This is a genomic window from Halobacteriovorax sp. DPLXC-1 (assembly GCF_036903125.1).
GTDB classification, from domain to species: domain Bacteria; phylum Bdellovibrionota; class Bacteriovoracia; order Bacteriovoracales; family Bacteriovoracaceae; genus Halobacteriovorax_A; species Halobacteriovorax_A vibrionivorans.
Window position 1 is genome coordinate 413,643 of sequence record NZ_JAYMCO010000001.1, and the last position, 13,310, is coordinate 426,952.

The 13,310-nt window shown below is 35.8% G+C and carries 12 protein-coding genes; all 12 read left to right on the top strand.

Annotated elements, in window-relative coordinates; genetic code table 11:
* Nucleotides 1-7: 7 nt before the first annotated feature.
* Nucleotides 8-1,150: a molecular chaperone DnaJ gene (dnaJ, locus tag VCM44_RS02140; protein WP_114705835.1), complete on the top strand. Its 1,143-nt coding sequence runs from the start codon at nucleotides 8-10 to the stop codon at nucleotides 1,148-1,150.
* 128 nt (nucleotides 1,151-1,278) lie between these two features.
* Nucleotides 1,279-3,258 carry a penicillin-binding protein activator gene (locus VCM44_RS02145; protein ID WP_114705834.1) on the top strand — a complete coding sequence of 660 codons (1,980 nt, stop codon included), beginning with the start codon at nucleotides 1,279-1,281 and terminating at the stop codon, nucleotides 3,256-3,258.
* 353 nt (nucleotides 3,259-3,611) lie between these two features.
* Nucleotides 3,612-4,661 (top strand): AMP nucleosidase, encoded by a 1,050-nt coding sequence (locus tag VCM44_RS02150; RefSeq protein WP_114705833.1) that lies wholly within the window; start codon nucleotides 3,612-3,614, stop codon nucleotides 4,659-4,661.
* Between the two features lie 21 nt (nucleotides 4,662-4,682).
* On the top strand, nucleotides 4,683-5,723 hold the full coding sequence (locus tag VCM44_RS02155; RefSeq protein ID WP_021266421.1) for a rod shape-determining protein: 1,041 nt from the start codon (nucleotides 4,683-4,685) through the stop codon (nucleotides 5,721-5,723).
* Nucleotides 5,724-5,741: 18 nt separating this feature from the next.
* Nucleotides 5,742-6,539, top strand: a complete 798-nt coding sequence (locus tag VCM44_RS02160) for a hypothetical protein (RefSeq protein ID WP_114705832.1) — start codon at nucleotides 5,742-5,744, stop codon at nucleotides 6,537-6,539.
* A gap of 3 nt (nucleotides 6,540-6,542) precedes the next feature.
* Nucleotides 6,543-7,298 (top strand): hypothetical protein, encoded by a 756-nt coding sequence (locus VCM44_RS02165; RefSeq protein WP_114705831.1) that lies wholly within the window; start codon nucleotides 6,543-6,545, stop codon nucleotides 7,296-7,298.
* On the top strand, nucleotides 7,295-8,191 hold the full coding sequence (locus tag VCM44_RS02170) for an ABC transporter permease (protein ID WP_114705830.1): 897 nt from the start codon (nucleotides 7,295-7,297) through the stop codon (nucleotides 8,189-8,191). Before VCM44_RS02165 ends, VCM44_RS02170 begins: the two co-directional genes overlap by 4 nt.
* Nucleotides 8,191-9,021 (top strand): ABC transporter permease, encoded by an 831-nt coding sequence (locus tag VCM44_RS02175; RefSeq protein WP_334677880.1) that lies wholly within the window; start codon nucleotides 8,191-8,193, stop codon nucleotides 9,019-9,021. Before VCM44_RS02170 ends, VCM44_RS02175 begins: the two co-directional genes overlap by 1 nt.
* Nucleotides 9,022-9,036: 15 nt before the next feature.
* Nucleotides 9,037-10,098: a beta-N-acetylhexosaminidase gene (nagZ, locus tag VCM44_RS02180; protein WP_334677881.1), complete on the top strand. Its 1,062-nt coding sequence runs from the start codon at nucleotides 9,037-9,039 to the stop codon at nucleotides 10,096-10,098.
* A 76-nt stretch (nucleotides 10,099-10,174) separates the two neighbouring features.
* Nucleotides 10,175-11,395: a type II secretion system F family protein gene (locus VCM44_RS02185; RefSeq protein WP_114705827.1), complete on the top strand. Its 1,221-nt coding sequence runs from the start codon at nucleotides 10,175-10,177 to the stop codon at nucleotides 11,393-11,395.
* Nucleotides 11,395-11,733 carry a DUF192 domain-containing protein gene (locus tag VCM44_RS02190; protein ID WP_114705826.1) on the top strand — a complete coding sequence of 113 codons (339 nt, stop codon included), beginning with the start codon at nucleotides 11,395-11,397 and terminating at the stop codon, nucleotides 11,731-11,733. The genes VCM44_RS02185 and VCM44_RS02190 overlap by 1 nt, the downstream gene beginning before the upstream one ends.
* On the top strand, nucleotides 11,721-13,292 hold the full coding sequence (locus VCM44_RS02195) for an FHA domain-containing protein (protein ID WP_114705825.1): 1,572 nt from the start codon (nucleotides 11,721-11,723) through the stop codon (nucleotides 13,290-13,292). The genes VCM44_RS02190 and VCM44_RS02195 overlap by 13 nt, the downstream gene beginning before the upstream one ends.
* Nucleotides 13,293-13,310: the final 18 nt, after the last annotated feature.

Genomic DNA, 13,310 nt, shown 5'->3' on the forward strand with positions numbered 1-13,310 from the left:
AAAAGTTATGAGTGATAAAAGAGATTATTACGATATTCTGGGTGTCTCAAAAAGCGCAGACAAAAATGAAATTAAGAAAGCTTATCGTAAGCTTGCAATGAAATATCATCCCGATCGTAATCCCGATAATGCTGAAGCAGAAGCAAAGTTCAAGGAAGCTTCAGAGGCAGCAGAAGTTCTACTCGATGAAGGTAAGCGCCAAAGATATGATCAGTTTGGACACGCTGGAGTAAACGGCCAAGCCGGTGGATTCGGTGGTGGTGGATTCCAAGGTGGATTTGGCGACTTTGGTGACCTAGGTGATATTTTTGGAGACATTTTTGGTGACATGATGGGCGGAGGCCGAGGTCGTCGTGGCGGACGTCGTCGTCAGGGTGTACCTGGTAATGATCTTCAAATGGCCGTAGGTGTAACTTTTGAAGAAGCGGCATTTGGTGCTAAGAAGACAGTTTCAATTAATAAAGAAACAACTTGTGAAACTTGTAAAGGCTCTGGTGCAAAAGAAGGCTCAGAACCAACTAGTTGTGATATGTGTCATGGAGCTGGTGAAGTAAGACGTCAGCAAGGTTTTTTCACTGTAGCTTCAACTTGTCCTAAATGTCATGGTTCAGGAACAATGATTAAAGATCCTTGTGGTACTTGTCATGGTCAAGGACGCAAGAAGAAAAAAGTTGAACTTGAAGTAACAATTCCTGCAGGTATTGATCATGGACAGAGATTAAAACTATCTGGTGAAGGAGATGCTGGTGCTCAGGGTGGCCCAAATGGTGATCTTTACATTGTTGTAGATGTAAAAGAGCATGAAATCTTCAAGCGCGATGGTTTTAACGTTCACTATACTGTACCAATTAGCTTTTCACAGGCTGCTCTTGGTGCTGAAGTAGAAGTTCCAACACTTGATGGAAAGGTTGTTGTTGACCTGCCTGCTGGTACTCAATCAGGTAAGAAGATGAGACTTAAAGGCAAAGGGATTCAAAAGCTTGGTGGTTATGGTACAGGTGATGCAATTTTAACTGTTCATGTTGAAACACCAACAAAGTTATCAAAGGAACATAAAGAGCTTCTGGAACAAATTGCTAAGCTAGAAGGAAAGCAATGTCATCCAATGAGCCATGGTTTCATTGATAAAGTTAAAGAATTGTTTAGTTAATTTATTATATGAATGGGAGACTGAGTGTTTTAGTCTCCCATTATTGTTTTTATCTTTTTATTTCTCCTGTTTTCATCTATCCCTATTTCCAATAAAATAGACACTGAATAAATTAAAAAAGGTCTATTATGTTTAAATACATTTCACTAATTGTAATTACATTTCTTGTGAGTTGTAGCGGAATCCAAATGATTAATCGCGACACTTCTCACTTATATACAAAACAATTTCTCGCTAAGTTTGATGTAGCAAAAAAGAGTTTTGTGGAAGGGCAAAAAGATGTCGCTCTTCAACAGTTAAATAATATCCAAGATGCAAAATTGAAGCCTGCAGAACTTGCAACAAAGAATAACTTAATTGGTGTCATTAATTATTCAAACGGCAACTTTGAACAAGCTATTTTTCAATTCAATTTGGCCCTTAATAGTTCTCAAGAAGATGGAGAGTTAAGTGCTCAGATTAGACTTAACCTAGCGAGTAGTTATTATAAATTAGATGATCTTGAGAATACATTCAAAACACTTGATGGTACTGACTCTCGTTATCTTTTAAATCGAGATCTCGAAAACTTTCATAAGTTAAGATATCGCGTCTCTAAGGAACTAGACTTTCAAACTGTCGCATTAGATTCTCTTTTATGGCTTAATGCAGGTGCGACGACAGTTGAAGACTTAAAGAATAATAAGTTCTATCCACAATTAGTTACTCAATACTTTATTGTTGATCAATCGCAAAGAGTGAAGATTGTTCAAGACTTTAAAGAAGGCAAAGAGTTTGTTTGTGCATATTTATCATATTTAGAAGTTGAGCAACTTATCAATGAAGGAAATAAAACTAAGGCGCAAGAAGTAGGAAGTTGGATGCAGTCTAACTTTGGAATGTTCCCTGAGATCTTAGCTCTAGTTTCAACTCGATTTGAAATGTTAAAGAAGTATAGCAAGATCAATATGCAATCAATAGGTGTAGTCCTTCCTTTAACAGGTGATAAGAGTAAATTTGGTAAAAGGGCATTAGCTGGAATTGATCACGCAGTAAGAAAGTATAACGAAAGAAATAGCAATAAACCTAACTTTCAACCAATACAAATTAAGATTTTTGATAGCATGGGTAGTGCAATCGTAGGTAAAGAGAAAGTTAGAGAGATGATTGAGCGTGAAAACTCTTCAATTGTTATTGGTGGCCTTTTAAAAGATGAAGCAAGAGCAGAGTATGAAGCTGCAAGAAAGTATGGGGCATTCTTTATTTCATTATCTCAAATCTATACGAATAAAGATGAAAAGAATCATCTCTTAATAGAGGTACCAGGCTCTGTTGAGTCTCAAGTTTCCCTTCTTTTTTCTGAAAAATATTTATCAAAGTATGGAAATAAAGTTTCTATTATTTATCCTAATACAGAAAGTGGCTATGCATATGTTGATTCAGCGTGGAAGATGGCCGAGAAGTCAGGAGCTGAAATTGTAAGTATTCAATCTTTTGATCACAATCAAACAGATCATCGCTCCACTGTAGCAAAGATCTTAGGCCTATACTTTACTCGTGAGAGACAGGAAGAATATGATCTTCTAAAAGAAGTACATAAGCTTGAGGGGAATACAACAATTAGACGTGTCCAAACACTTGGGCCAATTGTTGACTTTGACTGGGTTCTTTTACCTGCAGCACCTAACGATGCTCTTCAGTTGATACCGTCATTTAATTACTATGATGCTTTCAATGTAACTCTTGTTGGTGGTCCGAATTGGCGTTCTCGTCGTATCTCTCGTGAAGCTTCTAAACTTGGAAAGTTACTATTTGTTGACTCTGAGGTACCAAAAACAGATTCAGCTTTTGTTTCAAGCTTTCAAAGACGTTATGACCAAAGGCCAGGAGTTGTTGAAATTCTCGGTTTTGAAAGTATGTCTCTAGCGGCAAATATTCTATCTTTAGGTGAATTTAATAGTCGAGACGAATTAGAGTCTACAGTTATGAATGCACAAAAAGTTGCTGGTATTACTGGGTCTTGGCGTCTACAAGATGATGTTTGGATGAAAGAAATGAGTTTAATGAGCCTTTATAGAGGAAGGCTAAATAAAGTGAACTTCACTACTGAAAAATCGATTGGGGAATAATTAAGAAGTAGGAAACTGACGCCTTGGGCGTCAGTTATATTACTTCTTTGCTTTAGCAGCGTTGATTCTACGTAAGATTCTAGCTTTTTTCTTAAGTTGAGCTCTTTTCTTACTCATCTTTGCAATAGTCTTCTTTCTACCTGCACCCATAATTTTTCCTTTTGCGTAGTGTTAGAAAATAGTTCAGTTATACTAGTTAAAAATAATGATTTTGACAAGTACTAAGTACCATTTTCACTGATTTGAAGGGGAGCTTTGTCCCTAAATGTTTTTATTAGTTGTCAATAAAACGACCTAAATGGTACATTTTACATAATATAAGCAAATGGATTGCTATTAAAAGGTGTAATGGAATGTGCGCTGCAAAGAAAAAAACAGCTTCAAAGAAGAAGGCGACTGCTACTTCTAAGAAAAAAGTTGGCAAAAAAGCCGCTAAAAAAGCAACTAAGAAAAAAGTTGTAAAGAAAAAAACTTCACGTAAGAAAACTTCTACTAAGAGTAGTAAGCCTAGTTTATCGTCTGCATTTGTAGATGAACTATCAATAAAGTCAAAAAGGGATACTACAGATTTAGGTGCAAACCTAGAGATGAAGAAGGCTGCTCTTCGTGCCAGAAGAATTCATTGGAATGAAGACAAGCGTAAGATTGCAATTGATATGCTCGAGCGTTATACGGGCCATGATTTTGGTGATTTTCAGCAACAGATTATTCTTACGAACTTTCACTACTATGTAGAAAGATTTAATGCACTATTAGATGATCATATTTATACGCAGGGTTCTGCATTTAAGGCATCGAGTTCAAAGAAAGCCAAAGTAACAATTATTGAGTTTGGTGTTGGTGCTGCAATGGCCGCATTAATTGGTGAATTAATTTCAGTAATTCAACCGAAGGCCGTTCTGTTTTTAGGATTAGCTGGTTCAGTGCACCCATCACTTAAAGTTGGTGACTTTGTTCTACCTATTGCCTCGATTCGAGCAGAAGGTGTTACTGAGCACTTTCTTCCTAGGGAAGTTCCTGCCCTTCCAACATTTAAAGTACAAAAATTTGTTTCTCAAATATTATTAGAACATGGACACGATTACCGTACTGGAACGATCCACTCTACAGATTACCGTTTTTGGGAGTTTGATGATCGCTTCAAAGAACGATTAATCGAGCAAAGAGTTTTAGCAGTTGAAATGGAAACAGCGGCACTTTTTGTTTCTTGTTTTGTTAGTAAGGTAAATATTGGAGCACTACTTTTAATCTCCGATTGTCCAATGACTAAAGATGGTATTAAAACGAAGAAGTCTGCTAAATCAGTCTTCAGAAAGTATACAGATATTCACATTGAATTAGGGATTGAAGCTATGGCAGACATTGCTGAGCGCGGTGAGAATATCAGACATTATCATTGGTAAAATTTTATAAAGGAATATGAAATGTTAAAGCAATTTTTTAATTTCTTCTCAAACGATTTAGCAATTGATTTAGGGACTGCAAACATTCTAGTTTACGCAAAAGATAGAGGGATCATTGTTAATGAACCTTCAGTTGTTGCTGTTCACCAAGGATATAAGGGAACTGGATCAAAAGTTCTTGCTGTCGGTGCAGAAGCAAAGCAAATGCTTGGTCGTACACCTGGTTCAATTCAAGCGATCCGTCCAATGAGAGACGGTGTTATTGCTGACTTTGAAGTAACAGGTGCCATGCTTAAGTATTTCATCCAAAAATCACTATCAGGTTCTAAGTTAGTAAAACCTAGAATTATCATTTGTATTCCATTTGGTATTACTCAAGTTGAAAAACGCGCAGTAAAGGAATCAGCTGAGCAGGCTGGTGCAAGAGAAGTTTATCTTATTGAAGAGCCGATGGCTGCAGCAATTGGTGCAGGACTTCCAATTACTGAACCATCAGGGAATATGATTGTTGATATCGGTGGTGGTACTACTGAAGTTGCCGTTATCTCTTTAGGTGGGATTGTTTATTCACAATCAGAAAGAGTAGCAGGTGATAAATTTGATGAGGCAATTGCTTCATACATTAAGAAAAAGTATTCATTATTAATTGGTGAAAGAACTGCAGAGCAAATCAAAATGTCGATTGGTAATGCATATCCTTTTGATGATGAAGTAAGAACATATGAAGTTAAGGGGCGTGACCTTGTCGCTGGAGCTCCGAAAATTATTGAGGTAACTTCGGATGAGATTAGAGATGCACTTTCTGATCCTATTGCTGAAGTTGTTGAAGCAATTAAAACTTCATTAGAGAAAACACCTCCTGAGCTTGCAGCTGATATCGTTGATAACGGAATCATCCTAGCTGGTGGTGGATCACTTCTTGCTAACCTAGATGTACTTATTAAAGAAAGAACAGGACTACCTGTTGCTCTTGCTGAAGATCCTCTTACATGTGTAGTTCGTGGATGTGGTAAGGCTCTTGAGTCAATTGACCTGCTTAAGCAAGTTGCGACTCTTTCTTAATTAGGCATAGGTTATATTTTGAATTCTGAAAAACTATTCATTGAATTAGAGCTCTCTGATATTAATTTAAAAATCAGAGAGCTTGTTGCCACAAAAAATAAACTGAAAATCTGGACCAATTCACAACAGGTCTCTTCTGTTCTAATTAATGGTATTGATGGTAATATTCTTACCGTTGAAGAAGGCGTCCATATTCAGGGTGAAGTGATGGCGACCTTTACGCTTCGACAAATGAGCTATTTCTTCAAAGGAGAGATAGACTCTGATCGAATTACTTTAAAAGGTAAGGTTTACCGAAGCGAGAGAAGAGAAGATATGAGATTTAATGTTTCTTATATGACTTCCTCATATTTATACTTTGATGTCATCGATGAAGAGGTTCAAAACGAAGGGCCAGATAATATCCTTCACTTCAATAAGGCAAAGAATAAAGAAGAATCTTTTATTAAAGACTTCTCAAGTAGTTTAGATGACTTCCCAGAGTTTAGGGGAGCAAAATTGGTTGATGTCTCAAATTCTGGTGCTTCATTTGTAATGTCATTGCAAGATTTTAAAAACTACGAAAATAAGCGATTCTCTATTGGTACTTTAGTATTAGAGAAAAAGTCATTTGATATTAAAAATATTCAAAAGGTTTATGATATCGACTATGTGAATTTTAGACTCGATAATATTCCTATGAAAAAAATTGGTGTTCACTTTGAAGCAGGTGAGGACTTAAAGAATTACCTAGATGAGTTAGATGATAAGTCTATTATTTTAACTTCACTTGATGAGGAATTTAATAAGTATATAAATCAACAGTCTCAGGAGTAGTCCATGTTACGACTTCTAGTCCTTATAAACTTATTCTTTATTACGTCTTGCTCACTTATGAGCTCAGAAAAAAGCGTTGAACTTAAACCTGCTGAGATTCGTTTTAAACAAGTCGAAGTAAGTGGTGAGTATCTAGTTAAGACTAGGACAGGCTTTGGAAAAAACAATAGTTTTATCAAAAAAATTGAAGTTGTATCAATGCATAATGAGAATAATGCATTTGAAAAAACTATAACAATTTCTAAGAAAAGAGAAATCATGCCCAAGGTTGAGTTCTTGGCACCTTTTGAATACGAATCAACATATTATTTAAATAAGGATACTTATACTGTTAGAGGTAAGGTGGACTGGAGAAGAAGAGAGATTGTTTATAATTTAAATTCTCCAGAATATAAGTGGCTTGGTCAAAAGAGATATAAATTTACAGATGATATAAAAGCTCTATGCTTTTATTCAAACTTAATTGAATGTGCGAAGATCTCTGGCTTTATAAGCAAAGCAATTGAGAAAAGAAATGGTGATATGTCTTTTCATGTCCTTTGGGAAAGCTACCCATACTTTCAAGAACAATATATCAATATGCCTAAAGAAATTGTTTCTAAAGCTGTTTTAACTTTTGATAGTTTTGATAAGAAAGGCAATTATCGATTCCTTCTTTCGGTGGGAGGACAATCAATTGTTTATACCTTGAATAAGAATCTAAACCTTGTAGGCCATTACTGGGCAGCGCAGGGATTAACAAAAGAGATTATTGAATGAAATTATTTTTAAAGTCATTACTGACATTATTTTTTGCCATTACAACAATCTTTTTTGCACTTAGATTAACACCGGGTGATCCTGTCGAAAGACTTTTGGGTCCTGAGGCTAAAGTCGAAGAAGTCCAAAAGGTAAGAGCTGACTTTGGTTTAGATAAAAGTATTCCTGCACAATATGTAGACTTCGCTGAAGGAATTCTTACTTTCGATTTGGGTAAGTCTTATGTTAAGAAAAAGCCTGTTGTTAATTTAATCCAAGAACACTTATCCCCAACACTTGTTCTTGCCCTAATATCAATTATTCTAGCGACACCTATTGGAGTAATTGTAGGTGTTGTTGCAGCTGTGAAAAAATCAAAACTTCCAGATACCTCAATAAGAGTTTTAACTCTAACTTTACTTTCATTTCCTATATTTTCTTTAGCACCAATGTTGGTATTAGTATTCTCAATTTGGCTTGGAATCTTTCCCGTATCACAGTGGTTGTCTTACAAACATATGGTAATTCCTGTTGTAACACTCGTTCTTCCACTATCATCAGTTATTGTAAGAGTAATGCGAAATAAGTATCTCGAAGAAGAGTCTCAATTATGGGTTCTAGTATTAAACGCAAAAGGTCTTTCAAGTAGGGCCGTGATTTATCGCTTAATAAAGATATGTATGCCAACAATTTTAAATGTTGTAGCAATCCAGTTGTCAGTCGTTTTAGCGGGAACAGTAATCACGGAAACAATTTTTGATATTCCAGGACTTGGCTCATTACTATTTGAAGCAATAAATAATCGCGATTATCCGCTTGTCCAAGGAGTCATTGCTTATTCAACTGTAATTTATATGCTTGTATACGTAATGGTTGATTATGTGAATGAAAAGCTTGATCCGAGGATTGCATAATGAGTTCTAAAAAGCATACAAGAAGAATTAATAAAGAAATGATAGTTGGTGGTGCAATTTTATCTTTATATATTCTTTGGGCCTTTGGTTGGTTAATGACTCATGGTGGAAGTTATATTCCTGAAAGTATTATCTCACACGAGTTATTTTCTCCTTTTAGTCATGACTATATTTTAGGTACTGATATTAATGGTCGAAGCTTATTTAAAGTATTAAGTGTTGGCCTGATATATACAGTTGGTATCTCTTTACTGATTAGTATCAGCTCTTGCGTTATTGGAATTGTAATTGGTTATCTTTCTGCAATTAGAATAAAGTTTATTTCTGAAATAATGGATATGTTAACTAACTTAATTTTCATTTTTCCAAGTATTCTGCTAGCAATCCTAGTTATGTCTTTTTCTGGACAATCTTTCTCGGGATTAGTGCTATGTTTAATATTTACGTCGTGGCCAGGCTATGCGCGAATCGCCCGTGGTGAAACGATGAGAGTTCTTAATTTAGGTTATGTAGAAAGTGCACGTGCAATTGGTGTAGGTGAATTTCGTTTATTTTATAAGTCAATTTTACCAAGTATTATACCTGTAATTTCGATACACTTTGTCTTAGGGATAAGTGGGGTTATAATAAGTGAAGCAAGTTTAGGTTTTCTAGGCTTGGGTGCTAGCGAGTATTCTTGGGGAGCAATTTTGGCAATGGCCAAACTTGTACTACTTGAAGCGCCTCACGTTGTTATTGTTACAAGTTTACTAATGACTGGTTTAATAATTTCATTAAACCTATTTAGTGATGGTCTAAGAGATTACTTAGATCCAAAGCTTAAGAACTAAAAAAGGCAAACGCACATGAATAAAGATTTAGGTCAATTATTTATAACTGGTATTTCAGGTAAGCAGCTTAGTGCTGAAGAAGAACAGTTTATTCAAAAAGAAAATATCGGTGGTGTTATTCTTTTTTCACATAACTATGAATCTCCTGCACAATTAGCAGAGCTTGTTAATAATATTCAATCACTACGTGATAACTATCCTCTTTTTATCGCTACTGATCATGAAGGTGGTCGTGTTCAACGCTTTAAAGATGGATTTACTAAAATCCCATCTATGTTAGATGTTACTAAGAAAGAGTCTCCAAAGCTTTGTTTTGAAATCTCTCAATTAATGTCTAATGAATTATTAAGTTGTGGTGTTAACCTCAATTTAGGGCCTGTTTGTGATATTTTTACAAATCCTAAAAATAGTGTCATTGGTGATCGTGCATTTGGTAAGAATGCTGATGATGTTAGTAAGTATATTTCTGCAATGATTAGGGGACAGCAGACTTCTGGAATTATGTCTTGTGCAAAACACTTCCCAGGACATGGTGATACTCTAGAGGATTCGCATTTTAAACTTCCTATAGTTAATAAATCACTGGATCAATTAAGAGAGCAAGAATTTATACCATTTGTAAAAGCGGTAAAAGCAAGAGTTGACATGGTAATGATGGCGCACCTTAAAGTTGATTCAATTGATCAGGAAAATATATGTACATTTTCTCCTAAGGCCTATGAGCTTATTAGAGAAGAACTTAAATTCAAAAAAGTGATCATTACCGATGATATGGAAATGAAGGCCATTTCTGAAGATCTCTCTCTTGGTGAAGCTGCTCTAAAAGCACTTAAGGCCGGGGCTGATCTTATTGAATATCGTTCATTTGAAGCTTGTCGTAGTGCATATGAGTATGTGAAGGATGCCGTTAATAGTGGGGAATTTACTCCGCAGGAAGTTTCGAGTCGATATGAACGAATTCTTGAACTTAAGAAGAAGTATCTTTCAAATTATTCTCCTATTTATATTCCTGATGTCGCAGGTCAGGTAGGAACAGCGGAGAATCATAATCTCGTTGAGCAGGTTAGTCAGGCATAGTTTTTCTCGGCTTAACTCAACTGGCCATAATTGCCTCTAACTGCTTGAAATCAATTATTTTTGATATTCTTATGTTATGACTAAAGGTCTCATAACTTTACTTATTTTCTATGTGGTTACGACATTTACATCTTTTGATGTCAGTGCCCAAACATATAGTGATTACTCGCAACGAGACTTTGCTGCTCTTCTTAAAGAGTCTTGTGATAAAGGCGCGCAAGCAAGTTGTTTTGAATTAGGTCTTCTTTATCAAAACTTTACTGGAAAAAACTTTAAACAAGATGGAATCAATTACCCTAAAGAAGGGAAAAAGATAATACAACAAGCCTGTCAAAATGGTGAGCGTAATGCGTGTGATTATCTTCAAGGTGCTGAACTGTTTAAGAGTTCACAACTTCTTATGTGGTCTTCTATCATTCTCATTGGGATTGCTGTCTACATTGTTACCCAAATGATGTTTCAAGATAATGACTCTTTCCAGGCGGCACAAAAGCTTGAAGAAGGTGATTCGAAGAAACAGGATGAATTTAAAAAACACGGTATTGTTCTACAATATTCAAGGCCATTTTTTAAACGCTACATTTCTCCCATTGTTTCTTCAATGAAGAACAAAAAGAAGATAAAAGAAAAATATCGTAGAAAGCTAGCAAGTGCTGGTTTAACTGAAGTTCTTACAACTGAAGATTTTTATGCATTTAAGCTTTTCCTAATTATAGGATTCCCAATTGTATTTCTAGGCGTTAGAGAGTTTATGGATGCTGATTGGCAGCTTTCGTTAATTCCGGTTGTTGCAGCAGTTGGTTTTGTATATCCAGATATCTGGATCAAGGGAAAGATTGATCAAAGACAAAAAGACATTATTTCAGGGATGCCTTTTTCCGTTGATATGTTGGCCCTGTCAGTTGAAGCAGGACTTGATTTCGTCGCTGCCATGACGAAAGTTGTAGATAAAGCAAAGCCGGGCCCATTAACACAAGAGTTTGAAATATTTTTAAAGGAAACTAAAATTGGTGCGAGTCGAGCAGAGGCCCTAAGGAATATGGCCTGGCGTGTAGACCTCATTCAAATATCTTCATTTTGTGCTACTTTGATTGCTGCTGATTCTGTTGGTGCATCAATCGGACCTATCCTTAAAGCACTATCCGTTGAGATTAGACAAAAGAAATCAGCACAAATTGAAAAAGAAGGTGCTACTGCAGCAACAAAAATTCTATTTCCAATGATGGCATTTATTGTTCCTTCTGTTCTTTTAATGATCTTTGCTCCTTTAATCGTAGATCTTGTTGGAGGTAATTAATGAAGATTACCTGTGGCCAGTATCAAATTTGTAACAATGCAATCGTTGCAGATTCATTCTTTAAAAAATTAAAAGGATTAATGTTCTCAGATCGTATGGATGGATTTGATGGAATGGTTTTCTACGGAACAAACGCAATCCATACCTGCTTCATGAATTATAAAATTGATGTTGTTTTCTTTAATCGAAAAAATGAAATTATAAAAATATATAGAGGTTTAAAACCTTGGAGACATACACAAATTGTTTTTAAGGCAAGTAGAGTTCTTGAACTGGCCAATGGACAACTTCCATTAGAGGTAAAAGAAGGGGATCATTTAGATATATGTACAAGTTAGTTGTAGTAGCAGGAAAGCTACGTGGTACAGAATATAAGTTAGAAGAAGGTGAAAACACTCTAGGAAGAAGTGAAGAGTGTGATGTACACTTCCCTGTTAATGGGGTCTCTAAAAAGCACCTATCAGTAACAGTAACTCAAGATGTTGCCTTTGTTAAAGACTTGGGAAGTTCAAATGGTACTTTCATCAATGGGAAGGCAATTAAGCGAGCAACTGTAAAAAATGGGGATAAGATCGCTCTTCCAGATTCAATCCTTCAAGTTGTCTATGTTAAAGAAAAGAAAAAGATAATTAAAAAGCGTGTAGAAACACACGAAGAAGATGATGAACCAACATATATTTCAGGTGGTGAAATGCCTGAAAATATTTTTGGAAAGGTTATTTGGTTATTTAAATATCGTTTAATGCCTGTTGTTCATGGAATTAATGAAGAATATGAATGGCGTGTACTCACAGGTATTTTACTGGCTCTTTTTGTTCTTGTTACGGTTACCTTAACAATTTTCCCAGTAATGAAAACATCACAAAGTCTACTTCTAATGGAGGTTGCAAAGCGTGGTGCTCATTATGCCGATGAAATCAAAAGATTAAATCGTGGAGCTTTGGCCAGAAAAGACCTGGATCGTGTTGATACGAAGTTTATGGAGCAAGGTAATAACGGTGTTGTCTCTTATGACCTTTTTGATATTGATGGACGAATCGTTAGGCCTTTAACAAAACTTAATATGTACATCGATGACTCATTCTCTGTGCAGGTTAGAGAATGGGCCGAGAGAACAAAGAAGAATGATGGTGACCTACCAATCGTAAGAAGACTTGCAAATGGTGAAATTGGAATTGGTCAGAAAATCAAAGCGACAAACGTTAAAACCGGTATGCTTGATGTCGTTGGTGTTATTGCGATTCGATTTAAACCATCATCAATTGCTGATGAAGCATCAAAAAGCCGAGTGGCATATCTTGAAGCACTAATTACATCATTTATAGCTTCAATAGTATTTTTTGCAATTGTTTACTATATGACGATTCGTCATTTTGATGAAATGAGATTTCAAATTGAAGAGGCTCTACGTGGTACGAGAAAGAGTATCGAAAGTAGTTATTTATGGGAAGAGATTGATCCATTACGATCTTCAATTAATTCAATGATACAACGAATTAGAGAACTACAAAAAACTGATGATGACATGAGCTTTGATGAACTAGAGAGTGATGAGACTTATGTCGCAAATTTATATGAATTTATGCAAGGAGCACATGGCGCTGTTATTGTATTAGATTCGCAAAAAAACTTGGCACATATAAATACGCTGGCAGAAGATATTACAGCGATTCGAGGAAGCTCATCAGAAGGGATGAGTCTATTGGATGTTGCCAGAGAAAAAGGCTTTGCAGCTACAATTATAGAGCTTTGTGATGCATCTGCAGATAATGGTGGAACATCTCAAAAAGGTGAATATGAGCTATCAGGGCACTACTATAATATTTATGTAACGAGTTTGATAGGACGAGATAATTATGCAAAAGCGTTCTATGTTACACTAATTAAAGAGGATTAATAAAGAATGGTCGCTGCT